The sequence below is a fragment of the Cupriavidus gilardii genome (assembly GCF_013347325.1).
Classification (GTDB): Bacteria; Pseudomonadota; Gammaproteobacteria; order Burkholderiales; family Burkholderiaceae; genus Cupriavidus; species Cupriavidus gilardii.
In genome coordinates, this window is record NZ_CP054624.1 from 1,009,050 (window position 1) to 1,030,562 (window position 21,513).

At 66.3% G+C, this 21,513-nt stretch carries 23 protein-coding genes; 7 read left to right on the plus strand and 16 right to left on the minus strand.

Annotated elements, in window-relative coordinates; genetic code table 11:
- Positions 1-184: 184 nt before the first annotated feature.
- Entirely contained in the window at positions 185-325 is a 141-nt protein-coding gene (locus FOB47_RS04740; protein WP_174780120.1) for a hypothetical protein, read from the plus strand.
- Between the two features lie 43 nt (positions 326-368).
- Here FOB47_RS04740 and FOB47_RS04745 read toward each other — a convergent pair whose 3' ends face one another.
- A complete protein-coding gene (locus FOB47_RS04745; protein WP_053824031.1) occupies positions 369-1,187 on the minus strand; it encodes a metal-dependent hydrolase in 819 nt (272 codons plus the stop codon).
- A 129-nt stretch (positions 1,188-1,316) separates the two neighbouring features.
- Here FOB47_RS04745 and FOB47_RS04750 point away from each other — a divergent pair, with 129 nt between their 5' ends.
- Positions 1,317-1,937: a TetR/AcrR family transcriptional regulator gene (locus FOB47_RS04750; RefSeq protein WP_053824030.1), complete on the plus strand. Its 621-nt coding sequence runs from the start codon at positions 1,317-1,319 to the stop codon at positions 1,935-1,937.
- A 93-nt stretch (positions 1,938-2,030) separates the two neighbouring features.
- On the plus strand, positions 2,031-2,891 hold the full coding sequence (locus FOB47_RS04755; RefSeq protein ID WP_174780121.1) for an alpha/beta hydrolase: 861 nt from the start codon (positions 2,031-2,033) through the stop codon (positions 2,889-2,891).
- A 63-nt stretch (positions 2,892-2,954) separates the two neighbouring features.
- Here FOB47_RS04755 and FOB47_RS04760 read toward each other — a convergent pair whose 3' ends face one another.
- The 5 genes from FOB47_RS04760 to FOB47_RS04780 all read right to left on the minus strand — a co-directional run bounded on the left by FOB47_RS04760 (position 2,955) and on the right by FOB47_RS04780 (position 8,056).
- On the minus strand, positions 2,955-4,331 hold the full coding sequence (locus tag FOB47_RS04760; protein ID WP_174780122.1) for an MFS transporter: 1,377 nt from the start codon (positions 4,329-4,331) through the stop codon (positions 2,955-2,957).
- A gap of 313 nt (positions 4,332-4,644) precedes the next feature.
- Positions 4,645-5,259: a pyridoxamine 5'-phosphate oxidase family protein gene (locus tag FOB47_RS04765; RefSeq protein WP_174780123.1), complete on the minus strand. Its 615-nt coding sequence runs from the start codon at positions 5,257-5,259 to the stop codon at positions 4,645-4,647.
- A gap of 32 nt (positions 5,260-5,291) precedes the next feature.
- Positions 5,292-6,656, minus strand: a complete 1,365-nt coding sequence (locus FOB47_RS04770) for an adenylosuccinate synthetase (protein WP_174780124.1) — start codon at positions 6,654-6,656, stop codon at positions 5,292-5,294.
- A complete protein-coding gene (locus tag FOB47_RS04775; protein ID WP_174780125.1) occupies positions 6,653-7,123 on the minus strand; it encodes a RidA family protein in 471 nt (156 codons plus the stop codon). Before FOB47_RS04775 ends, FOB47_RS04770 begins: the two co-directional genes overlap by 4 nt.
- 147 nt (positions 7,124-7,270) lie before the next feature.
- On the minus strand, positions 7,271-8,056 hold the full coding sequence (locus tag FOB47_RS04780) for an AraC family transcriptional regulator (RefSeq protein WP_174780126.1): 786 nt from the start codon (positions 8,054-8,056) through the stop codon (positions 7,271-7,273).
- 141 nt (positions 8,057-8,197) lie between these two features.
- Between FOB47_RS04780 and FOB47_RS04785 the strand changes: the two genes are divergently transcribed.
- Positions 8,198-9,058 (plus strand): alpha/beta hydrolase, encoded by an 861-nt coding sequence (locus tag FOB47_RS04785; RefSeq protein WP_174780885.1) that lies wholly within the window; start codon positions 8,198-8,200, stop codon positions 9,056-9,058.
- Positions 9,059-9,071: 13 nt separating this feature from the next.
- On the opposite strand, the gene FOB47_RS04790 is transcribed toward FOB47_RS04785, so the two are convergent.
- Positions 9,072-10,307 (minus strand): YbfB/YjiJ family MFS transporter, encoded by a 1,236-nt coding sequence (locus tag FOB47_RS04790; RefSeq protein WP_174780127.1) that lies wholly within the window; start codon positions 10,305-10,307, stop codon positions 9,072-9,074.
- Positions 10,308-10,485: 178 nt separating this feature from the next.
- Here FOB47_RS04790 and FOB47_RS04795 point away from each other — a divergent pair, with 178 nt between their 5' ends.
- Both FOB47_RS04795 and FOB47_RS04800 read left to right on the plus strand, forming a co-directional pair.
- On the plus strand, positions 10,486-11,079 hold the full coding sequence (locus FOB47_RS04795; RefSeq protein WP_174780128.1) for a TetR/AcrR family transcriptional regulator: 594 nt from the start codon (positions 10,486-10,488) through the stop codon (positions 11,077-11,079).
- Positions 11,080-11,260: 181 nt separating this feature from the next.
- Positions 11,261-12,022, plus strand: a complete 762-nt coding sequence (locus FOB47_RS04800; RefSeq protein WP_174780129.1) for an SDR family oxidoreductase — start codon at positions 11,261-11,263, stop codon at positions 12,020-12,022.
- Positions 12,023-12,043: 21 nt separating this feature from the next.
- On the opposite strand, the gene FOB47_RS04805 is transcribed toward FOB47_RS04800, so the two are convergent.
- A complete protein-coding gene (locus tag FOB47_RS04805) occupies positions 12,044-13,000 on the minus strand; it encodes a GlxA family transcriptional regulator (protein ID WP_217488913.1) in 957 nt (318 codons plus the stop codon).
- A 259-nt stretch (positions 13,001-13,259) separates the two neighbouring features.
- Here FOB47_RS04805 and FOB47_RS04810 point away from each other — a divergent pair, with 259 nt between their 5' ends.
- Positions 13,260-13,901 carry an HD domain-containing protein gene (locus FOB47_RS04810; RefSeq protein WP_174780131.1) on the plus strand — a complete coding sequence of 214 codons (642 nt, stop codon included), beginning with the start codon at positions 13,260-13,262 and terminating at the stop codon, positions 13,899-13,901.
- Positions 13,902-13,978: 77 nt separating this feature from the next.
- Here the strand turns inward: FOB47_RS04810 and FOB47_RS04815 are convergent, their stop codons facing one another.
- The 8 genes from FOB47_RS04815 to FOB47_RS04850 form a co-directional block, all read right to left on the minus strand.
- Complete coding sequence (locus tag FOB47_RS04815) at positions 13,979-14,401, minus strand: GFA family protein (RefSeq protein WP_198753644.1); 423 nt, start codon at positions 14,399-14,401, stop codon at positions 13,979-13,981.
- 166 nt (positions 14,402-14,567) lie between these two features.
- On the minus strand, positions 14,568-15,587 hold the full coding sequence (locus FOB47_RS04820; protein ID WP_174780132.1) for a Bug family tripartite tricarboxylate transporter substrate binding protein: 1,020 nt from the start codon (positions 15,585-15,587) through the stop codon (positions 14,568-14,570).
- Between the two features lie 69 nt (positions 15,588-15,656).
- The gene (locus FOB47_RS04825; RefSeq protein WP_174780133.1) at positions 15,657-16,580 is read right to left on the minus strand and encodes an HpcH/HpaI aldolase/citrate lyase family protein; all 924 of its coding nucleotides are present in this window, start codon (positions 16,578-16,580) and stop codon (positions 15,657-15,659) included.
- A 61-nt stretch (positions 16,581-16,641) separates the two neighbouring features.
- Positions 16,642-17,868: a CaiB/BaiF CoA transferase family protein gene (locus FOB47_RS04830; RefSeq protein ID WP_174780134.1), complete on the minus strand. Its 1,227-nt coding sequence runs from the start codon at positions 17,866-17,868 to the stop codon at positions 16,642-16,644.
- The gene (locus FOB47_RS04835; protein ID WP_174780135.1) at positions 17,865-18,356 is read right to left on the minus strand and encodes a MaoC family dehydratase; all 492 of its coding nucleotides are present in this window, start codon (positions 18,354-18,356) and stop codon (positions 17,865-17,867) included. The genes FOB47_RS04830 and FOB47_RS04835 overlap by 4 nt, the downstream gene beginning before the upstream one ends.
- Entirely contained in the window at positions 18,353-19,597 is a 1,245-nt protein-coding gene (locus FOB47_RS04840) for an acyl-CoA dehydrogenase family protein (protein WP_064576619.1), read from the minus strand. The genes FOB47_RS04835 and FOB47_RS04840 overlap by 4 nt, the downstream gene beginning before the upstream one ends.
- Entirely contained in the window at positions 19,594-20,109 is a 516-nt protein-coding gene (locus FOB47_RS04845; RefSeq protein WP_244959291.1) for a MaoC family dehydratase, read from the minus strand. Before FOB47_RS04845 ends, FOB47_RS04840 begins: the two co-directional genes overlap by 4 nt.
- The gene (locus FOB47_RS04850; RefSeq protein ID WP_174780136.1) at positions 20,106-21,458 is read right to left on the minus strand and encodes an MmgE/PrpD family protein; all 1,353 of its coding nucleotides are present in this window, start codon (positions 21,456-21,458) and stop codon (positions 20,106-20,108) included. Before FOB47_RS04850 ends, FOB47_RS04845 begins: the two co-directional genes overlap by 4 nt.
- Positions 21,459-21,513: the final 55 nt, after the last annotated feature.

The window sequence follows — 21,513 nt, forward strand, 5'->3', positions numbered from 1 at the left end:
ATGGGGAAGCGATGCACGGTGATCGCACGGATCGCGGGGGAGGCGGACGAGGCGGGCGCGTAAGGCCATGCGGTTGTCAAAATTGCACGCGGCGCGGCATGGCGCGCCGCAGCGACGGGCGCGGTTGCACCTCGGCACGATCCATGCGTCATCGGAAGGACTTCAAGCCCTTCGAGTCATCGCCATGGCAAAGAAAGAGGAGTACGGCACCAATGCCGAGGCCGCGCGCGCGTCGACGCGCGGCCGCCACCTGATCGCGCGCCCGATGCTGTGGGTGTTTATCGCGATCGTGCTGATCGGCCTGCTGATGCTGTCGTACTGGTAATGCAGTCGGGCGACCGCCGAAGCGCGATCAGCCCTTGGTACGCTCAGGCGCCTACCGGCACGTACTTGTCCCGATGGGCCTCGAGCCATTGTGCCGAGGCGCTGGCGTCGTGGTCGGTCGGGTGAAAGTCGCGGCGGAAGTAGTCGCGCCATGCGCCGAACGTCTGGCGGATCAGGCCGCGCTTGCCGAGCAGGAACCGCATCGCGCCGGCCCAGGTCCGCCATTGCCATAGCGTGCCGTCGCGGCGCAGGTTGTCGATGGTCTGACGCAGCGCATCACCGAGGAAGGTGATGCTGATGCGGCGGAACCAGGTAATGCGCCATTCGTGCGAGCCGCCCAGCGCCTGGTACAGGTCGAAGGCGGTGTTGCGATGCTCGGTCTCCTCGGCGCTGTGCCACAGCCACAGCGTCGCCAGACGCGGGTCCTGCTCGCCGAGCATGTCCGCGTTGCGCAGCATCCAGTCGGCAAAGATTGCGGTGAAGTGTTCGAACGCCGCGGTGATCGCCAGCGGATGGCGCGGGTCCACGCCCTCGAGCTGCTTGAGCCGTTCCTTCGAACGGACCTCCCAGGCATTGACCAGCCCCTGCCTGCGCAGGTGTTCGTTGTAGAGGCCGTGCAGGCGGCGGTGGGTGGCCTCCTGGCCAACGAAGCCTTGCACCTCGGCGCGGAAACGGTCCTGCTGCTCTGGCGGCAGCGCCTTCAAGCCATTGCGCACCGCATCGATAAAGAACTGCTCGCCGACCGGAAAGCTCATCGACAGCGCATTGAGGAACGCCGTGCGGAACGGATCGCCCGCGCACCAATGCCGCGGGATCGGCGCTTCCATATCGACGAGCAGGCGGCGAACGACGAGATGCGTCACGGTGGTCTCCCAGGGGGTGTTGCCGGCACGTCGCCCGGCTGGTACTGCGGAGTACCGATCATGATGGCGCGCATCGGTACTGTCAAGTACCATGGCGGCGGATAACGAGCGACCCATGCCTAGCCGCCCATGCACGCACCCGCCATCCTGACCGCCGGCACCGCGCCGGACCGCAGCGAACATCGACGCCGCCTGCTCGAGGGCATGGCCGGCGCGGTCGCGCGCAAGGGCTATGCCGACGTCACCATCGCCGATATCGTGGCCGAGGCCAACGTCTCGCGCCGGACCTTCTACGAACACTTCGACTCCAAGGCCGATTGCCTGATGGCGCTGTACGTCAGCGCCAGCCGGCATGCGCTGCAGGTGCTGCGCGACGCGATCGACCCGCGCCAGCCGTGGACCGCCCAGGTCGAAGGCGCGATGCGCGCCTACCTCGGCTACATGGCGGGCAACCCCGCTTTGCTGCGCACGCTGTTCATCGAGATCCTCAGTCTCGGCGGTCCCGGCCTGGCGGTACGCCGGCAGGTCCATCGCGAACTGGCCGAATTCATCCAGCGCACCGTCGGCACCGATCAGCGCCGCCGGCAGCGCCTGCCCTACGAGAGCGCACTGGCCCTGGTCGGCGCCGTGCACGAGCTGGTGCTCGAGCGGATCGAGGGCGCGGGGCCGGCACGGCTGGAGGGATTGGTGCCGTCGGTGTGCGATCTGGTTCGGCGGATCGTCGGCGAAGAGGGGCGGGCCACAAACTGATATCGTACGAACGCCTCGTCGTTCCCACATCGCCGTTCCGGCATCGTCGTTGCGGCGTTGTCGCTCTCGCCAGACCATTCGGAGGTTCGTTGCATGCCCGTGTTTCGCGACCTGGATCAGGAATCTCTCGACAAGCAGTACAACAACCGTGCCGCGGTGCCGCAGCACCCGGCCATTCTTGCGCGATGGGCGGCGGATGCCGCGGCCTTCCGCCAGGCGCATGCGGTCCAGGAGGACCTTTGCTATGCCAGCGATCCGAAGCAGACGCTGGACTATTTCCCCGCCGGTGGGCCGGGCCGGCCGCTGCTGATCTTCATTCACGGTGGTTATTGGCAGGCGCTGGACAAGTCCGACTCGAGCCATCTGGCCGCCCCGTATCTGGCACGCGGCATCGACGTGGCGGTGCTCAACTACCGGCTTGCGCCCCAGGCGACGATGGCCGAAATCGTGCGCGACAACCGGGGGGCCGTGGTGTGGCTGCACCGAAACGCGAGGGTGCTGGGCTTCGATGCCGAGCGCGTCTTTGTGTCCGGCCATTCGGCAGGCGGCCAACTGGTCGGCATGCTGGCCGGCACGCAATGGCAGGACTTCGGTCTGCCGGCGGACGTGCTGAAGGGCGCCTGCTCGATCAGCGGGCTCTATGATCTTGAGCCGATCCGCCTCTGCTATCTGAATCGTGTGATCGGTCTGACCGAGGCCGATGTCGCCGCCTACAGCCCGATGCGTCATCCGCCAACGACCACGCTGCCGATGATCCTGACCGTCGGCGGCGACGAATCGGCGGAGTATCACCGCCAGCAGGACGAGTATGCCGCGCTGCTTCGGCAGCGCGGCGTGCCGGTCCGCATCGTCGTGCAGACGGGCGGGCACCATTTCGATGCGCTGGATCGGCTCGGCGATGCGCAAAGCGAGCTGGCGGCTGCCGTCTTGGCAATGATCGAAGCGGCAGCGTAACGCCCGCTCAGGCAGATTGGGCCGCCTGGGTCCGCTGCGGCGGATCGTCCAGGCAGAAGGCGGTCAGCTCGCCGAAATGGACTCCAGCGCTTCGCCCCGTGTCTCGATGCCGAACCGGTAGACGATCCACGCGGCCGCCAGAAAGGAGGCGGCGCCCAGCGCGAATACGCCGGACTGACCCGCAAGCGGTAGTACCAGCCCGACCAGAGAGGGTCCGATCAGGGAGCCGACCCGGCCCACCGTGGAAGCCATGCCGCATCCTGTGGCGCGCGCCCTTGTCGGGTAAAGCTCGGGGGTGTAGGTGTAGAGCACCGCCCACATGCCGAACATGAAGAACTGCATCATGCCGCCGGACAGAAACAGCGCGGCCGGGTCCGCATGCATGCCCGCGACCCGGCCGTAGAGAAACGCGGCCACGGCGCCGCCCACCAGGGTCGCCACGCATGCCGGCTTCCTGCCCCATCGCTCGACCGCCCAGGCGGCGAACAGGAAGCCGGGAATGCCGCCGATGGAAATGTAGACGGTATAGAGCACCGACTTGGTGACACCCATGCCGCCCTGCTGCAGCAGCGCCCCGATCCAGGTATTCAGCCCGTAGAAGCCCAGCAAGGCGAAGAACCATAGTCCCCACACCGTCATCGTCCGATTGCGGTACTCGGCAGACCACAGCACCTTTACGCCGAAGGTCTGTGCATCGGCGGTCGTCACCGTGGCGGTGGCTTCGGGCAGCGAGGTCAGCTTCAGGCGGCGCATCACCGTGGATTCGATGCCGTCGACAATGCGTGCCGCCTCCTCGTGTCGTCCCTTGGACTCCAGCCAGCGCGGCGATTCCGGTACGTAGCGACGGACCACGAAGAGAAATAGTGCGGGCACGGCGCCGAGCATGAACATGGTGCGCCAGTCGTATGCCGAGAGAACATAGTAGGACATCAGTCCTGCGCAGATGAAGGCGATCGGCCAGTTGCCATCCATCAGCGCCAGATATTTGCCGCGCTGGCGCGCCGGAATGAATTCCGACAACAGCGTCTGCGCCAGCGGCAGTTCCATGCCCATGCCAACGCCCAGCAGCAGCCGGTACAGGCCGAGGGTGACGGGGTCGTTTGCCGTCGAGCACAGAAAACTGCCCACGCCCCAGACGATCATGCTGACCTGGAAGACCGGCTTGCGCCCGAAGCGGTCCGCCAGCATGCCGGAGCCAAGGGCGCCGACTGCCATGCCGACAAAGCTGGCGCTGCCCAGCATCCCCGCCTGCGCGCTGGTCAGCCCAAACTCGGTGCGGATTGACCCCAGCAGATACGTCATCATGGCGAGATCGAGATTGTCGAAGAAGAACGCCATCGCAATGACGGCGAACAGACAGCGGTGGTAGCCGCAGATGGGTAAGCGTTCAAGGCGGTCGCCGACGCGCACACGCATCAGCTCGATCGGTGTCACTCTCATGTTGTCTCCTGTCTTGTCGTGGCCGTCTCCGTGCGGAGCGGCGGTGTGCAACATGGCCGTGCGGCATGTCGTTCGCTACTGTCGCGCGGGATGGCAGGCGGGGCCCGCGTAGGGATGCCAACGACTGTCGCCATGGCGCCAACAGGTTCGGTCGGCGTGGCGTATGGGGCTGACCATCGCGCGATGGGGGGATGCGCGCAAACACAAGACACTGCGGAATACGTGGCCGCCAGGACATCGAGCAGGCTGGCCACGCCTGGCGGCCCATCGAAGCGGGCCAGGTGAGAGCGATCGGAGTGAGAAGGGGCAGGCCTCAGCGGGCGAAGCGCTGCGTATCGAAGGCTTCCTCGGGCAGCGCCGACAGCGTCGCGCCGGCCGGAAACGGATAGCGCAAGTACGGCGCCCGGGGCTGGCCGGGCGGCGAATATTGTCCGTCCGCGAGAATCCGCTTCTTGGCCGACAGCGAGCGGACCTCACAGCAGTACGCCACGATCTGGTTTGCGGCCCCGTCTTCGATTGGCGTGTAGTCCTTCTCGGGCCGGAACTTGTCGAGCGCCACGTACTGATGCGCCCGTATTTCGTCGGTCTGGTCGCGCAAGGTGGCGACGCATCTCGCGATGACGCTGTAGTACTCGAGGCTGGTGTTCTGGCCTTTGGGTGCCTTGAGCAATGCCACCGGGCGGTCGACCTCGATGGTCACGTGAGGGTTGGCACGGATAGCCGAAGCCAGTTTGCCGTAGCGGGAGCTATGGATCAGGAAGGCATCGCCGGTAAAGGTGAAGCTCTGCGCCGTCACGTAAGGGAAGGGGGTGTCGTGGACGGCGACCCGGCAAATCAGTTCGTCCTTCAATAAGGCTTCGATGGCGGGCCAGTCGGACCAGGCCAGGTCGGTTCTTCGCATGTCGTTGGTCAAGTAGGCGGGCGTCATGTTTGCACTCGGGTCGAGAGGTTTGGGGGAGTTCAGTACAGAGAGCGCAGCTGGTCGCGTGCCGGACCGAGGCCGATGCCAAGAAGGCGGCAGGAGACGGCGTCTTCCAGCCAATGCAGCAGCGCGTCGAGCTGCGGTGGCAACGGGTCTTCACGGCCTTTGGGCAACGCGTCGAAACGAAACGCCGCAAACTCGCGGACGGCGGGCTCCGCTGCGCCATGAGGGGCACCATCGAACAGCGGGATGGCCTGGCGCGGTGTGTCGGCGAACCATGCCAGGCAGTCGCATTTGTTCAGGAACCACTCATCGATGCCATGCTGGCGCATGGTCATTCGCAGTTGTGCGACATCGAGCAGTCCAATGCGACGCGGCCGGCCGGTCACGGTGCCGTACTCGTCGGCCAGCACGCGAAGGGCGCTGCCGATGTCGAAGGCGTCGTCGCTGGCAAGCAGACGAGCCGGCTCATGGTGGACGGCCTCGCGATGCCGGGCACCACGGTCTGCGGCCGCCGTCGCGCAGTATCGCGCCGAGCGCGTGCCGCCAAGCTCCGACGGGAACGGTCCGGCACCAACGCGCGAGACGATGGCCTTGGCGACGCCGATGGTCTTGCGGTGGTATTTGCACGGCAGGTCGCCGCCGACATATGCATAGGCCGGCACGGTATGGCTGGAGGTCACCCACGGCTGTTCGCCGTGCGTCAAGTCGAGCAACACGGACTGGGCGCCCTCGAACAGCACGCGCGCACCGCCCTCGACGCGCCGGAGCAGGTGGTCCGGCTCGGCGGTGACGAAGCCGCGTACGGTCCGCCAGGCGGCGCGCATACGTGCGATTGCCGAGCTATTGGTGAGCATGCCGGCATCCATGCCAACCCGTGTGTCCGGCTTGCTCAGATGGCGGAACACCGCTTCGCTGTCCGCGACCAGGTCGCGTAGCTGGAATGCCACCCGCATGCCGCCGCGCATGCGGGTGGCGTGGTCGGCGTGGCAGGGGCCGATGCCATTCCCCGTGGTCCCGACGCCGCCGCCCTCGTCCCGATCGCGCGCCACATGCGCGGGTTGGACCAGCAGGCAGCGGTCGCTGACGATCAGGCGCCCGCGCAATGAGATGCCCCGCGACGCCAGCATGGCGATCTCGTCGGCCAGGTCGGCCAGGCCGATCGCGCATCCCGATCCGATGTAGAGCGACAGCGACGGGTGCAGGACGCCGGAGGGAACCTGGCGCAGTCGAAGTGCGCCGCCGGGGGCATCGATCGTGTGGCCCGCATTGGCGCCGCCGTTGAAGCGCGCGATGACGTCATAGTCGCCGGCGAGATGGTCGACGATTCTTGCCTTTCCTTCGTCCCCGTATTGCAGGCCGACCAGCACGTCGGCATATCCGGTGCGGGATACCATCGTCATGCGTCGACGGCCAGCGCGAACGTGGCCTCGATCTCGACCGGAGCGCAAAATGGCAGGCTGGCGACACCGATCGCAATGCGCGCGTGCTTGCCCTTGTCGCCGAAGACGAAGTTGATCAGCTCCGACGCGGCGTTGACCACGGCAGGGGCATCGTGGAAGCCCGCTGAGGTAGCCACGAAGCCGCCTATGCGAAGCACGCGCTGAACCCGCTCCAGATCGCCGCCGGTGGCGGCCGCGACCCAGCCCAGTACGTTGGCCACGCAAAGCCGCGCGGCTTCGCGGGCTGTGTCGAGCGACACGTCGTCAGGGACACGGCCCGTCGCAAATGCCTTGCCGCCAACCATTGGCAATTGGCCGGAGACCGTCAGGACCCCACGGTGCAGGGTATAGGGGACAAACAGCGCGGCTGGCACTTCGAGCGAGGGCAGGACGATTCCCGCCTCCCGGATGCGGTCGATGACTGGCATGAGCTTCCTCGTGAGCAATGGCGACGCGCTGCCGGCGCCTTGCACGGCAGCGTCGCCATCTCACTGTGCCTCGCGCGCCGGGACCCTGTCCCTTGCGGCGAGGCCATGCGTTGTCGCGCGGACGCCAGATTGCGCGCCTGTGCGCTACTAACGCGGTGCCCTATCCTGAAAGTATTCGGTCGGCGTCATGCCCAGCGCGCGACGGAACATGGCGCTGAACGCGCTGGGGCTCTCGTATCCAAGTTCGAGCGCGATGTCGGTGATCGGCTTGCCTTCGGCCAGCAGCCGCACGGCGGCCATCAGCCTGGCCTGTTGTTTCCAGCGGCTGAAGGTGAGGCCAGTCTCCTCAGGAAACAACCGGATGATCGTGCGTTCGCTGGCGCCAACGGAGCGGCTCCATTCCTCGACGGACGTCTCGTCGGACGGCTCGGCGACGATGCGGGTGCAAATGCGGGCCAGGCGTGCATCGCGGGGCATGGGCAGATGGAGCGGCACGACCGAGAGCGGCCGCATTTCATGCAACAGCAGCCTGGCGACCAGACCGTCGCGGCCTTCCTCCTGATAATCGAGCGGCATGCTCACCGCCGCCGAGATCAACTCGCGCAGCAGCGGCGGCACCGCCACCACGCAACACGTCGTCAGCTCGGCGGGGACGGCGTCCTCCCGGACATAGACGGTACGCATTTCCACGTCGCCGCACGCCTTCATCGCATGCCGGACATTGCAGGGCACCCAGACCGCCCGCTGCGGGGGAACCACCCAGGATCCCAATTCCGTGGTCACCAGAATCGCCCCGGAATAGGCATAGATCAGCTGGCCCCGCGGGTGCGAGTGAAAGTCGATGTAGAACCGGTCGGGCAGCTCGCGAGCCATGCCGCCGAGCGGGCGGTCGATATGCTGGTAGTCGTCGCGATTCTCGCTCTTTCCGAACATGGCGTCTCCGAGATAGCGGATGTCATCTGGCGGGGCGCCGTTGGCGGCGCGGCCATTTATCTTGGGGTTCGACGTGAGCGCGTCGTATTTTTTTCCGGGATCGATGTCCGCATCGAACCAGAATGTTCGGAGCCAAATTTAATGTCAGTGTATCGAAACTTCAATCAGGAATCGCTTGATCGGCAGTACAACGTTCGCGGTGGCATTCCGCACTATCAGGCGATCTTCGACCGGTGGGCCAAGCAAAGCGCGGAGATTCGGCAGGTGCATGCAGTCAGCCAGGATCTCGCCTACGGCGATGACGCCAAACAGACGCTCGATTTCTTTCCCGCCCGCAGTGCCGCCCGGCCATTGCTGATCTTCATTCACGGTGGATATTGGCAATCGCTGGACAAATCCGATTTCAGCTATCTGGCAATCCCGTATCTCAAGCGTGATATCAATGTCGCCGTGGTCAATTATCGGCTCGCACCGACCGTCGCAATGGCCGATATCGTGCGCGACAACCAGGATGCCGTGGTGTGGCTGTACCGGCAGGCGCAGAAGCTGGGCTTCGATGCGGATCGCATCTTCCTGTCCGGACATTCGGCCGGGGGGCATCTGACTGCGACGCTGGCCGGCACACACTGGCAGGACTTCGGGGTGCCGGCGGATGTGCTCAAGGGCGGGTGCGCAATCAGCGGCCTTTACGATCTGGAGCCGATCCGGCTCTGTTATCTCAACAAGGTGGTGGGACTGACCGAGGCGGACGTGGCCGCCTTCAGTCCGATGCGCCATCCGCCTTCGACCCGGCTGCCGATGATCCTCACCGTCGGCGGCGACGAGTCCAACGAATATCATCGCCTACAGGCCGACTATGCGGCGCTGCTGCGCCAGCATGGCGTGCCTGTGGAGATCGTCGACCAACCGAGTGGCCATCATTTCGATGCGGTCGACGCCCTCGGCGACGCACGCGGCGCGCTGGCCGCGGCCGTGCTGAGGATGATTGAGGCAGCGGCGTAACGACGCGGGCGTGTCAGGAGCGGGCCATCTGCGAATTCCTCGCCTTGGCCGGTAAGCAGAGGTCCGCCAGCAACGCCACCACGAGGAGCGCCGCGGCGGTCAGAAACAGCAGCCGGTGCGATCCGCCGCTCGCGTTGAACAGCGCGGAATAGGCGTAACCGGCGACGGCCATCGCCGCCGCCGACACGATGCTGGCGCGGCTCCAGGCAATGTTTTGCCGCGGCGCATGGTCCGGGACGAGTTCATGCACACGGGCCAGCGCCAACGGCACCATGCCGGGCGCGAAGGTGCCGATCACGACGGTCAGGGCACCGAGCACCAGCAGGTTGTCGGTGACATACACCGCGGCCAGCACGATTGCCAGCACCAGCGACACCAGCCTGATACCCGGGCCGGCGCCCAGCCGATCGGCGAGAAAGCCGTACAGCGGCGGTCCAGCGATGGCGCCCAGCCCATAGACCGCCCAGAACACCGCGCCCAGATGCGTGCCGGCGCCCAGGCCGCGCGCGATGAAGTCCACCAGGAACACCATCGGCACCACCGCTGCGGTCGCCATCAGCGCGTACTGCAGGTATAGCATCCAGACGGCGCCGCCGAAGTGCGGCTTTGCGGACGGCGCCGATCTTGCCGGCGCCGCGTCAGCGCGATCCAATTGCCGTGGCGGCCATGCGAACCAGCTGGCAGCCGTCAGCAGGGCCGACAGTATTGCCAGCCCGATCCAGGTTTGCGCCAGCCCCAATTCCAGCAACAGCGGAATGATGGTGCCCGATCCCGCAATGCCGAGCCCGAGGCCGAGGAAGATGGCCCCGCCCGCGGCGCCTTTGCGCGCCGGCGGCACGTGCGGCAGGATGGTGCCGGCGACCAGCACCATGACGATCCCGCCCGCCATGCCGGACATGAAGCGCCACGCGAAGTACCAGCCGAACGACAGCGGCACGGCACAGGCGAGGAAGGCGGCGGTGATCCACACCATCATCAGCCGCAGCGTGCGTTCGTTACCGAGCCGCGCGCCAACGGTACGGCCGATCAGCGCGCCGCAGACATAGCCGGCCAGATTGGCGGCGCCCAGATAGATCACGCTGGAAGCGGGAAACCAGTGGGCCTGGATCAGCTCGGGGATCAGCGGCGTGAAGGCGAAGCGCGCCAGTCCGATGCTGTCGAGGCTGGCGCACAGGCCGGCAAAGATGTAGCGCCAGACCAGCGCGCGGTCGAGTTGTGCTGGCGTGTAGGAAAGAGGACGTTTGGTCATGGGTTGATGTAATGGGGGGGCAGGGCAGGCATCGTCCGGCGCCGGTCCGATGGATGGCCAATGTTTGACGCCATTGTCATGTTTGATAAGTTAGTCAAGATTGACGGAAGTGTCAATCATCGGCTTAAATGGCAACATGTTTTCAAGGGCTTTGCAGCCCGAGCATTCGGAGAAACAGATGGCTGGGGTTCGCCAATTCGATGAAGGCCTTGCGCTGGACAAGGCGCTGGCGCTGTTCTGGCAGAAGGGCTATGCCGCGACCTCGATGCAGGAGCTGGCTGCGGCCACGGGGGTGCAGCGCGGCTCCCTGTACAACGCCTATGGCGACAAGGAAACGTTGTTCCTGCGCGTGTTCGATGTCTATCGCGAGCGCTTCGTCGGGCAGATGCGCGAGGCGCTGGACAAGCCGAGAATGCGCGACGCGCTGCGCAGCTTCTTCGCTTGCGTGATCACCTCGATGACCACGTCGATGGCCAGCGGGATGCCGACCCGCGGCTGCCTCAGCACCAAGACCGCGGTGGGCACCGAAGATCTGGAGGGGCCGTTGCGCACGGCCCTGAGGGGCTTGCTCGACGATATCGAGCAGGTGCTGTTCGAGCGCTTGTCGCGTGAGGGCGAGCAGGCGCTGCTGGCGCTGCCGCCGCGGCAGGCCGCCCGGCTGATCGTCACGTTCACGCGGGGGCTGGTCGTGGTCGAACGGGTCTATCAGGACGAGAAGCGGCTGCGCGCCACGGCCGACAATCTGATCGCCATGTTGCTCGGGCCGCAATAGCGCCTGTTCGCGATGCCCGCGATGCCCGCGAGGATGCGATAACGCATTACCGCGGTGCGCCATTGTTCAAGCCGCGCCAACAGTCCTGCCAATGCCGGGGCGATGATCTTTTGGCCGCCGCCGCGCATAGTTCTCCCATGTCGCAACCCTTCCATCCGCGACCTTCCAACGGAGAACTGACATGAGTACCGACCAGCCCGCCGACAAGCGCACCGAAAACCAGGTTGCCATCGTGACCGGCGCCTCCCGCGGCATCGGCGCCGCGATCGCGCAGCGCCTGGCCCGCGACGGCTTTACCGTCGTCATCAACTATGCCGGCAGTGCCCGCGACGCGGAAGCACTGGCGGGGCAGATCGAGCAGGCCGGCGGGCACGCGATCACCGCCCAGGCCGACGTCAGCGACGGCGCGGCCGTGCGGCGCATGTTCGACGCGGCCGAGACCGCGTTCGGCGGCGTCGACGTGCTGGTCAACAACGCCGGCATCATGCGTCTGGCCACACTGGCCGACAGCGACGACGCCTTGTTCGACAGCCAGATCGCCATCAATCTGAAAGGCACCTTCAACACGCTGCGGGAGGCATCGCGACGGCTGCGCAGCGGCGGGCGGATCATCAATCTGTCCTCGAGCGTGGTCGGCCTGTATCAGCCTACCTACGGCGTCTATGCAGCCACCAAGGCTGGCGTCGAAGCGATGACGCACGTCCTGACCAAGGAATTGCGCGGCCGCAATATCACCGTCAACACGGTGGCGCCCGGTCCCACCGCTACCGCGCTGTTTCTCGACGGCAAGCCTGAGCAGGTCGTCGAGCGCCTGGCCAAGCTCGCACCGCTGGAGCGGCTCGGTCAGCCGGAGGACATCGCCGGTGTGGTGTCCTTCCTCGCCGGCCCGGATGGTGGCTGGGTCAATGGGCAGACGCTGCGCGCGAACGGCGGCGTGATTTGATGCCCGAGTATCGCGCCCGCGCTAGCGGAAGCTGGCGCGATACTGCGCCGGGGAAATACCGAGCCGCTGCTGGAACAGCACGCGCATGCGGTCCACCGTCACGAAGCCGCACTTGTAGGCGATCGACTTCAACGGCAGGGCGCTGCCCTCCAGCAGATTGCGCGCGATATCGATGCGGGCGCGCTCGATGAACGCATGCGGCGTCATGCCAGTATCCGCGACGAACAGGCGCACCAGATTGCGTCCGCTCATGCCGACTTCGGCGGCCAGCGCATCGAGCGTCAATCTGGCGCCGATATTTGCCATCACATAGGCCTGCACGCGGGCGACCGGAGAATCGGCCTGCGTGGGCGCCGCGGCCAGATAAGGGCTGAACTGCGACTGGCCGCCCTGGCGCTGCGCCACCACGACAAGCCGCTTGGCCACGGCCAGCGCCACCGCGGCGCCGTGGTCTTCCCGCACCAACGCCAACGCCAGGTCGATGCCGGCGGTGACCCCGGCCGAAGTGACCAGCTTGCCGTCGCGCAGATAGATGCGGTCGTACTCGACCGTGGCCGCGGGAAAGCGCTCGGCCAGGTGAGCGGCGTTTTGCCAGTGGGTCGTCACCGTGCGGCCATCGAGCAGGCCAGCGTGGCCCAGCACGAAGGCGCCCGTACAGACCGAACCATGCAGCCGCGCGCGCGATGCCGCGGTACGCAGCCACTTCGAGACCGTGGCATCCGCCGGCGCGGCCGGCAGCCCGGGGCCACCCGCTACCAGCACGATATCGAGGCGTGGCGCCTCGTCGTTCAGCGACAGGTCCGGCACCAGTTGCATGCCGTTGGACGCGCGCAGCGGCTTGCGAGTCTTGCTGACCAGCACCGTCTCATAGCGGTTCTTGCCGCGGATGAAGGCATTGGCTTCGGCGAAGACGTCGACGGGCCCGGCGACATCCAGCGCCTGCACGCCATCGAGCATCAGGACGGCTACGGTGGTCACGCTCATGGAGTCGGTTTCCCGGTGTTGTCTTCAAGCGTCGTCACGATGTCCGGATCTGACGGATCCACATCATTGTAGCCAAACGCAGCGCAGACCAGAATGAAAGCGCGAGACCGGGACCGCAATACCGACCAAGGATGGCGGAGTTCCGGCTGGCGGTTTCCTTTCCACTGCTGCGATGGCCAAGGCGTCGTCTTCATGCGGATTCTTGCCGATCCGTGCCGATGCCCGCCATGCCGATCATTCAGGAGCAATTACGATGGCTGAAATCATTGCCGGCATTCGCGTGCCCGACAGCGCGATGGCGCGTGCAGCGACCCAGCTGGTGCGCGACACCGAAGACGATCTGCTGTACCACCATAGCCGCCGCGTATTTTTCTGGGGCGCGCTGACGGGCGAGCGCAAGGCGCTGGCCTACGATCCCGAGCTGCTCTATATCGGCGCGATGTTCCATGACATGGGGCTGACGCCGCGCTATGCCAGCGACGACTTGCGCTTCGAAGTGGACGGCGCCAATGCGGCGCGGGACTTCCTGAAGGGGTACGGTATTGCGGAGCGGGATATCGACGATGTCTGGGCGGCCATCGCACTGCATACGACCCCCGGCATCCCCGAGCATATGCGGCCGACGGTGGCGCTGGTCACGGCGGGCGTCGAAATGGATGTGCTGGGGCTGTGCTATCACGACTTCACCGGCGAGCAGCGCGACCACGTCTGCCAGCATCACCCACGCGAGCACAACTTCAAGGAAAGCATCATCGACCATTTCGCCGAGGGCACGCGCCGCAAGCCGTTGACGACCTTCGGCAACGTCAAGGCCGATGTGCTGGCACTGAAGGACCCGAGCTACCAGCGCCTGAACTTCTGCAGCATCATTCTCGGGTCGGCCTGGCCCACCTGATCCGACTTGAGCCGCCTTGCGCCAAGCTGGCTGGGACCGGGCGCACGATCGGCTCGTGCGCCGGTCCGGAATCCACGCTAGCGGCCCGGCCGCGGACCCCTGGCTCCGAACTCCGCGACGAGCGGACCATACTCTTCCATCTGCGGGAACCTGGCAAAGCTATGCGCCGCCCCGGTCTTTGCCCAAGGCAGCGCTTCGCTCGTATAGGTTTCGACGTACGGCGCAAACCATGCGGCATCGTCGAGCATGGTGGGGCGCACGTTCACAAACCCCATGCTGGGTTCCATCTCGGTGAATACCCAGCTCTTGCACCAATCGCAATGCCGGTGGTGGATCTGTTCGCCATGCATGCCACCGACGACGGGGTTCCCTTCGGTCACGCGAAAGCCAGCCTGGGGAATCGCCATCGATAGCGAAAAGGCGCTGGCGCTCATTTTCTGGCAGCCGGTGCAGTGGCACGCCATCGTCAGCAGCGGCGGAGCGGTGATTTCAAAGCGCAACCGTCCACATCGGCATCCACCGGTCCAGGGCAAGTTCCAATCGTCCATCGCGATCTCGTCGTTCGTTTGGGGAGACGAAATTCTATGATGGATCGGAACTCTCCCCGACATGCATGTCCATGCCGTGGCGATGACGGCCCCGGTGACAATGGCATGCGGGCGGACTTCATTGCAGTGTCAGGCCGATTGCCTTGGTCGCCGCCTGATAGGTCGGCCAGACGCGGCCGATGAACTGACGCAGGGCATCGCCGGTCAGCGGCGTGTCCTGGCTGCCGAGTTGTTGCCGAACCGTCTTGACCTGCTCCGATTCGGTGATCGATCTGGTCACCAGTTCGGCCAGCCGCGCCGCGATCTCCGGCGGCATGCTTGCTGGGCCCAGCAGCATATTGCATTCGGTCAGGTTGCGGAACACCGGACTGGTGAAGCCCTCGTCTGCCCATGTGGGGATGCCCGGCAGCCGGTCGCTGCGCGGACCGGAAATGATCAGGATCGGCTTCAGTCCCCCGGACTGAAGGCCGCCAGTCATGCCGAGCAGCGAGCCGGCGCCGACATCGATATGGCCGGCCAGCAGGTCGCCCATCATCGCGCCGGTGCCCTTGTAGTTGATGATGTCGAGTTGGGCGCCGGTTTCCTTCTTCAACTGGGCCACCATCAGTTGCCAGCCGGAGCCCACTCCATAGTTGCCGACAGAGACCGGGCGCTTGCGGGCCAGCGCGAGCACCTCCTTGAAGGTGTTGGCAGGCAGGTTCCTGTTGGCGACCATCACGCCGACGCCGGTGCTGACCGCGGCGATCGGCAAGAGATCGCGCGACGGATCGATCGGCGGCTTGCGCAACAGCACCGGAGCCTGGGCCAGCTGGCTGTGCAGCGTGAACAGCAGCGTGTAGCCGTCGGGCTCGCTGCGCGCCACCGTTTCGGCGGCGATCATGCCGATGCCGCCGGGCTTGTTCTCGACCACGACGGGCACCTTCAGCACGCTGGTGAAATATTCGGCGAACGCGCGGGCCGTGCTGTCGTTGGACGAGCCTGGCGCCTGCGCGGCGATGATGCGGATCGGCCGGGTCGGCCAGTTGGCGGCGCGTGCCGACGCGAGCGGCCACGGCAGCACGGCAAGGGCGGCACCAGCGCGCAGCAGCCGACGGCGTTGGCCGTCGACCAGCCATTGGGGTGGGTTGTCAGCCTTCATATCGTCTCCGTATCGTTGTTATCACTGCTCGGCGGTTTGTCGCGGCCGCCAGCCGCGCCGAAGCGGACGCTACATGCCGATCAATGCAGCGCGCTCGACCAGATTTCGGACGATGCGGATCGACGCGATGTCGATCATCTTGCCGTCGTACTGGACGGCGCCCAGCCCCTGTGCCAGCGCGGCGTCGTAGGCGCGCATCATGTCGCGGGCGCGAGCGACATCGTCGGGCGACGGCGAGAAAACCTGCTGCGCCAGTTTGACCTGAGACGGGTGGATCGCCCACTTGCCGATCATGCCGAGGATCATCGCGCGGCGCGCTTCCTGCAGGTAGACGTCCGGATCGCGGAAATCGGCGAAGGGACCATCGACGGCGTCGAGCCGGTGAGCACGCGCGGCGATCGTCAAGCGGTGCCTCTGGTAGTGCCAGATATCGCCCGGATAGCCGCCGCTGCCGCCGATATCCCGAACGGACACGCCCTGGCTGGCAGAGTAGTCGCCCATGCCGAAGATCAGGCATTCGAGCCGAGGCGTGGACGCCGCTATCGCTTCCACGTTCATCATGGCCTCGACCTCTTCGATCAACACGTCGATGCCGATCCGATGCGGCAGCTTGAGCTTGATCTCCATCATCGTCAGCAGCTTGTCGACGAACTGCACGTCGGCCGCGCCCATCGCCTTGGGCAGCATGATCACGTCCAGATTGGCGCCGGCGCCTTCGACCACTTCGATGATGTCCTCGTAGGCGTATTCGGTGGTCAGGTCGTTGATGCGCACGCAGCGGACGGTCCTGCCCCAGTCGAGCCCGTTCAGCGCGTCGACGATCTTTGCCCGCGCTGGCCGCTTCTCGGCCGGCGCGACGGCGTCCTCGAGATCGAGGAACACGAAGTCGACGTCCATGGCGGCGGCCTTGCTCATCATCTTCTCGCTCGAGCCCGGCACCGAAAGCTGGCAGCGGCGCAGGCGCCGCGGTCGTTGTTGTGCATCCCTCTGCATCGCGGTATTTGCTCCTTGGTGGTATGCGCTGTCGCCAGGCGGACCATGGCGATTCAGCTTGTCAGGGCCGCAGCGCGGCGATTTCGGTGGCGGTGAAGCCAAAGTCCGCCAGCGTCCGTTCGGTGTGCTCGCCAACCATCGGCGCGCGGCGCCGCACCCCACCGGGAGTCGCGCTCATGCGCACCGGGGTTCCGGCGACCGTCAAAGGCCGTGCCGCGCCCGGCTGTTCGACCTCGACGAGCATGTCGCGCACGCGAAAGTGCGGGTCGGCGAAGATGTCGCGTGCATCGAACACGGGGCCGAAGGGGATCTCGCCGCCGAGTTCGTGCGCCAGTTGCTGCTTGGTAAAGCGCCGGGTCCACGTGGAGACGATTTCGTCCACGGTTTCGCGATGCGCGACACGGGCGTCGTTCGTGGCGAAGCGCGGATCGTGCTGCAGCTCGGGCCGCTGCATGCACGCAACCAGCAGGGCCCAGAAGCGATCGTTCGGCACGCCCAGGCTGACGTAGCCGTCGGCGGCGGGAAACAGTCCGAACGGGCACAGCAGCGGGTGGCCGTTACCTTCCGGTCCCGGCGCATGGCCGGTCACGCCGTACTGGAACACCAGTCGCTCGCAGATGGCCAGCACCGCATCGACCATCGCGACGTCGACGAACTGGCCCTGACCGGTACGCTGCGCGCGCCAGCACGCCGCCGCGATGCCATAGGCGAGGAACATGGCGGGCACGATATCGCCAATGCCGGGGCCGATCTTGGTCGGCGGGCCGCCGCGGCGTGCCCCCGTGATGCCCATGATGCCGCCCATCGCCTGCGCGACCGGGTCATAGGCTGGCCAATCGGCGTAGGGACTCGCGCCGCTGCGAGGGTCGCCGAAGCCGCGCAGCGTTGCGTAGACCAGCCGCGGGTTCTCTGCAGCCAGCCTTTCGTAGCCCAGCCCGAGACGGTCCATCACACCCACGCGATAGTTCTCGACCAGCACGTCGGCCTGCCGCACCAGCCGCAGCAGCGCGTCGCGGCCGGCCGGCTCCTTCAGGTCCAGTTCCACCGATTCCTTGTTGCGGTTGATCGAACCGAAGTAGGCGCCGTATCCCCGCTGCTCCAGTCGCAGCGCGCCGTCCAGATGCGGGCCGTTGCGGCGAGTCAGGTCACCGCCCGGCGGCTCGATCTTGATCACGCGCGCACCCTGGTCGGCCAGCATCATCGACGCATACGGTCCGGCCAGCATCTGCGTCAGGTCGAGCACGACCAGGCCATCCAGCGCGCCGGCGGGGCGCTCGTTTCGGCTCATCGCTCGCCCCAATGGCTTTTTCGCTTGAGCAGCACCGTGCGTTCGGCCTGCACGCACAGCTTGTCGTGCTGGTTGATGCCGTAGTGGCGAAAGCGAACGAGGCCGGCGTCCGCGCAATCGGGCGCGTCTTCCACCGCCAGCACCTCGGAGTAGGCGTACAACGTGTCGCCATGGAAGACCGGATGCGACAGCCGGATCTTGTCCAGGCCGACTTCGCGCAGGCAATGTTCGGCGGTGTCCTGCGCAGCAAGGCCCAGCACCATCGACAGATTGATGCCGCCGAACACCACCCGTTGCGAGAAGATGCCGTTGGCCGCGCGCCGCATCGCGTCCTCGTTGAAATGACCCTCGGCGGTGTTCATCACCATATTGGTCAGCAGCACGTTGTCCATCTCGGTCACCGTCTTGCCGCGCGCGTGGCGGATCAGCATGCCGGGCGAGAAATCCTCGAAGTAGCCGTCGTGGCTTGTCAGCGCATGCGTCTTCATGCCGTTGCCCTCCCGGCGCCCTGACGCTGGTCGAAGGCGCGGCTGGCGATCATGGCCTCGACCTCCGATCGGCCCAGCAGGCTGTTGGCGATGATGCGCTGCTGGATTTCCGAGGTGCCTTCGAAGATCTTGGTCAGCCGTGCGTCGCGCCAGTAGCGCTCGACCGGGAACAGCCTGGTATAGCCGGCGCCGCCGAAGATCTGCAGCGCGGTCGACGTCACCCGCTCGGCCATCTCCGAGGCGAAGTACTTGACCATCGACGCTTCCTTGTCGCAACGGCGTCCGCTGTCGATCTCGTTGCAGACGTAGTACAGCAGTTGGCGCGCGGCCTCGATCTCGGTCGCCATCGTGGCGATCTTGAAGCGGATTGCCTGATATTCGGCGATCGGCATGCCGAACTGCCTGCGCTCCAGCGAGTAGGCGATGGCATCCTCGAGCGCGCCCTGGGCCAGTCCGATCGCACGCGCGGCGGTATGCGCGCGGGCGCCCTCCAGACCCTTGGCCATCAGCAGGAACGCCTTGCCCTCGCCGCCCATCAGGTTGCGGGCGGGGACGCGCACGCCATCGAGCGCCAGTTCGAAGGTCTTCCAGCCGAAGTAGCCGATCTTGGGAATCGGTGAGCCTGTCATGCCCGGCGGGAAGCTGCCGCGTTCCTTCTCGATCATGAAGCAGGAAATGCCTTCCCAGCGCTTGTCCGGGCTTGGTGGCGGCGAGGTGCGCGCGAACAGGATCAGGTAGTCGGCGCCGTCGGCGAAGGTGCACCAGTACTTGTTGCCGGTCAGCACCCATTCGTCACCGTCGCGCTCGGCCCGGCACGAGATCGACGCCAGATCCGAGCCGGTGTCGGGCTCCGACAGGGCACTCGCGTTCAGGAATTCGCCGCGGACCACGCGCGGCAGATAGGCTTGCCGCATGTCCTCGGGCATGGCCTTCATGATCCAGCCGCCCTGGGCGCGCGCGACGATGGATGCGACCGACATCCAGCCGCGCGACAGCTGCTCGCAGATCAGGCAGTACTCGAAGATGCCAAGGCCGAGGCCGCCGTACTGCTCCGGTATGGTGATGCCGAAATAACCCATCTCCGCCATCTTGTCGCGCAGATCCATCGGGATCTCGGCGTCGGGGCCGTCGAGGGCGTTGGCGACGGGCAGCACCTCCTTCATGGTGAACTCGCGCGCCGCCTCGCGGATCATCTGGCGCTCTTCCGTCATGTAGCCCTTGCCGTCTGCCGATATGGTCATGCCCTGGTCCTCACAAGATTCGAACGTTTGAACTCGATCACCGCTTCGCCGCGCTGGTTGGTGCCACGCGTGTGCCAGGTCACGATGCCGTAGCCGGGACGGTTGCTGGCGAGCCGCCGCGCGACCACCTCGGAGCTGGCGTACAGCGTGTCGCCGGGGTAGACCGGCTGCCCGTAACTGAGCTCGTCGACGCCGAGGAAGGGCCCGCCGCCTTCCGACAGGTCCTCGACCGACAGGCCGAAGACGGTGTTGAACACCAGCAGCGGATTGACGGGAATGCGCGGATGTCCGGTGGCTTGGGCCACCGCGGCATTGGTGTACTGCGGGTTGTAGTGCAGCGTCAGCACCGAGAACAGCGTGTTGTCGGCTTCGCTGACAGTGCGGCCCCAGTGATGGATAAAGGCGCGGCCGGGCTCGAAGTCCTCGTAGCGGTTGCCGCGGACGCGCAGCCTGGCCTCGGTCTTGAGCCGCGCCACGATCGGGTCCACGGAAGCGGTGTCCTGGGATGTCATCGGATTGCCTCGAACAAGGGGTCGATGGAAGGGAGCTGGTCCAGCGTTCGCACCACATCGGCCAGGCGGCGGAAGCGCGTGCCGCCCAGCACCGGCGTGACGATGGCCTCGGCCTTGGCCAGCAACTGCTGCCACTGCCGGTCGGGATCGGTGGCGGGCACCGCGACATTGGCGCTCTCGCGCAGAGCACGACCGTCGCGCGTGCGAATTTCGACCACGGCAGTGTTGCGGTCTCCACCTTGGTCGGTGCGCAGCATGACCCGTTCACGAGCACGCGCAAGGCGCGGATCGGTGGCCTGCTGGTCGGTGTAGTTGCCCAGGGACGCGGTCGATATGCCGTCGAGCGCCATCACCGCAAGATGCTGGATCGCGAACTTGATCTCCAGGCCCGTGCGCGGCTGCGCAATGTCGCAGACGCCGCGATGCGGCCCGGACACGAGAATGGCCATCGTCTGCATGTCGTCAAGCCCGATGCCATGCTTGCGGCGCAGTTGAGCCACGGCCTCCAGCGTGGAGTGGGTCAGATAGCAGGACGCGTGGTACTTGAACAGCGTCTTCTCGATCGCCATGGTGCCGCGCGGCTCGAAATGCGTGGGCAACGGCTCGCCATCGGGCGCCTGCGTGGCGGCAAATCCCTGGGCGCATTCGAGCGCGGTGGTGTTGGCGGTAAAGCCGCGCGCCGCCAGCCGGGCCGCCATCACGCCATGCATCGCCGCCTTGCCGGCATGCAGCGGCTTTGCCATCGTGCCGAACATGCATTTGAGGCCGGCCGCCTGCGTGGCCGCCAGGCCGAGCGCGTGGGCGCTGCGGTCGGGGTCCAGCCGCATCAGCCGCGCGCAGGCCGCCGCCGCGCCGATCGCGCCGGTCGTTCCAGTGGGATGCAGACCGAAGCGGTACTGCGCATCGCCAATCCGCTCGCCGATGCGCGATTCCACCTCGTGCCCGATCACCAGCGCGCGCAGCAGGTCGATGCCGTTGGCGCGTTCCAGTTCCGCGACGGCAAGCGCGGCGGGAGCGACCGGTACGGTGGGGTGGCCGCGCATCGCGGAAGCGACGTCATCGAAGTCGAGCGCATGGCCCGCGGCCCCATTGATCAGCGCGGCATCGGCGACATGCGCGCGGCTGCCGGCCAGCACGGTACACGGCGCGTCCGTGCCGCCGCCGTGTTCGGCGGCCAGCATCCTGACCAGCGGCTCGTCGTTGGCGGCGATGGCCACCGCCAGCCAATCCAGTAGCGCGTGGCGGGCCCAGACCAAGGCCGCCGGCCCGATGGCGGTGTCGTCGACCGTACTGATCCACTGCGCCATCGCGGCGGTATAGCCGGGTGCTGTCTGATCCGATCGTTCCATGTCCACCTGGTCGATGCGCCCGGAATTGTGGGCGACGGTTGTTGCGGGTGGAGGC

What these genes read in the sequence shown, in the direction of transcription:
- FOB47_RS04790 (WP_174780127.1), bottom strand. Translation starts at nt 10,307, where the DNA reads ATGACCAAACGTCCTCTTTCCTACACGCCAGCACAACTCGACCGCGCG.
- FOB47_RS04765 (WP_174780123.1), bottom strand. Translation starts at nt 5,259, where the DNA reads ATGACGCCCGCCTACTTGACCAACGACATGCGAAGAACCGACCTGGCC.
- FOB47_RS04785 (WP_174780885.1), top strand. Translation starts at nt 8,198, where the DNA reads ATGTCAGTGTATCGAAACTTCAATCAGGAATCGCTTGATCGGCAGTAC.
- FOB47_RS04840 (WP_064576619.1), bottom strand. Translation starts at nt 19,597, where the DNA reads ATGACCATATCGGCAGACGGCAAGGGCTACATGACGGAAGAGCGCCAG.
- FOB47_RS04750 (WP_053824030.1), top strand. Translation starts at nt 1,317, where the DNA reads ATGCACGCACCCGCCATCCTGACCGCCGGCACCGCGCCGGACCGCAGC.
- FOB47_RS04820 (WP_174780132.1), bottom strand. Translation starts at nt 15,587, where the DNA reads ATGAAGGCTGACAACCCACCCCAATGGCTGGTCGACGGCCAACGCCGT.
- FOB47_RS04795 (WP_174780128.1), top strand. Translation starts at nt 10,486, where the DNA reads ATGGCTGGGGTTCGCCAATTCGATGAAGGCCTTGCGCTGGACAAGGCG.
- FOB47_RS04800 (WP_174780129.1), top strand. Translation starts at nt 11,261, where the DNA reads ATGAGTACCGACCAGCCCGCCGACAAGCGCACCGAAAACCAGGTTGCC.
- FOB47_RS04775 (WP_174780125.1), bottom strand. Translation starts at nt 7,123, where the DNA reads ATGCCAGTCATCGACCGCATCCGGGAGGCGGGAATCGTCCTGCCCTCG.
- FOB47_RS04740 (WP_174780120.1), top strand. Translation starts at nt 185, where the DNA reads ATGGCAAAGAAAGAGGAGTACGGCACCAATGCCGAGGCCGCGCGCGCG.
- FOB47_RS04825 (WP_174780133.1), bottom strand. Translation starts at nt 16,580, where the DNA reads ATGCAGAGGGATGCACAACAACGACCGCGGCGCCTGCGCCGCTGCCAG.
- FOB47_RS04835 (WP_174780135.1), bottom strand. Translation starts at nt 18,356, where the DNA reads ATGAAGACGCATGCGCTGACAAGCCACGACGGCTACTTCGAGGATTTC.
- FOB47_RS04770 (WP_174780124.1), bottom strand. Translation starts at nt 6,656, where the DNA reads ATGACGATGGTATCCCGCACCGGATATGCCGACGTGCTGGTCGGCCTG.
- FOB47_RS04760 (WP_174780122.1), bottom strand. Translation starts at nt 4,331, where the DNA reads ATGAGAGTGACACCGATCGAGCTGATGCGTGTGCGCGTCGGCGACCGC.
- FOB47_RS04845 (WP_244959291.1), bottom strand. Translation starts at nt 20,109, where the DNA reads ATGACATCCCAGGACACCGCTTCCGTGGACCCGATCGTGGCGCGGCTC.
- FOB47_RS04850 (WP_174780136.1), bottom strand. Translation starts at nt 21,458, where the DNA reads ATGGAACGATCGGATCAGACAGCACCCGGCTATACCGCCGCGATGGCG.
- FOB47_RS04830 (WP_174780134.1), bottom strand. Translation starts at nt 17,868, where the DNA reads ATGAGCCGAAACGAGCGCCCCGCCGGCGCGCTGGATGGCCTGGTCGTG.
- FOB47_RS04810 (WP_174780131.1), top strand. Translation starts at nt 13,260, where the DNA reads ATGGCTGAAATCATTGCCGGCATTCGCGTGCCCGACAGCGCGATGGCG.
- FOB47_RS04755 (WP_174780121.1), top strand. Translation starts at nt 2,031, where the DNA reads ATGCCCGTGTTTCGCGACCTGGATCAGGAATCTCTCGACAAGCAGTAC.
- FOB47_RS04780 (WP_174780126.1), bottom strand. Translation starts at nt 8,056, where the DNA reads ATGTTCGGAAAGAGCGAGAATCGCGACGACTACCAGCATATCGACCGC.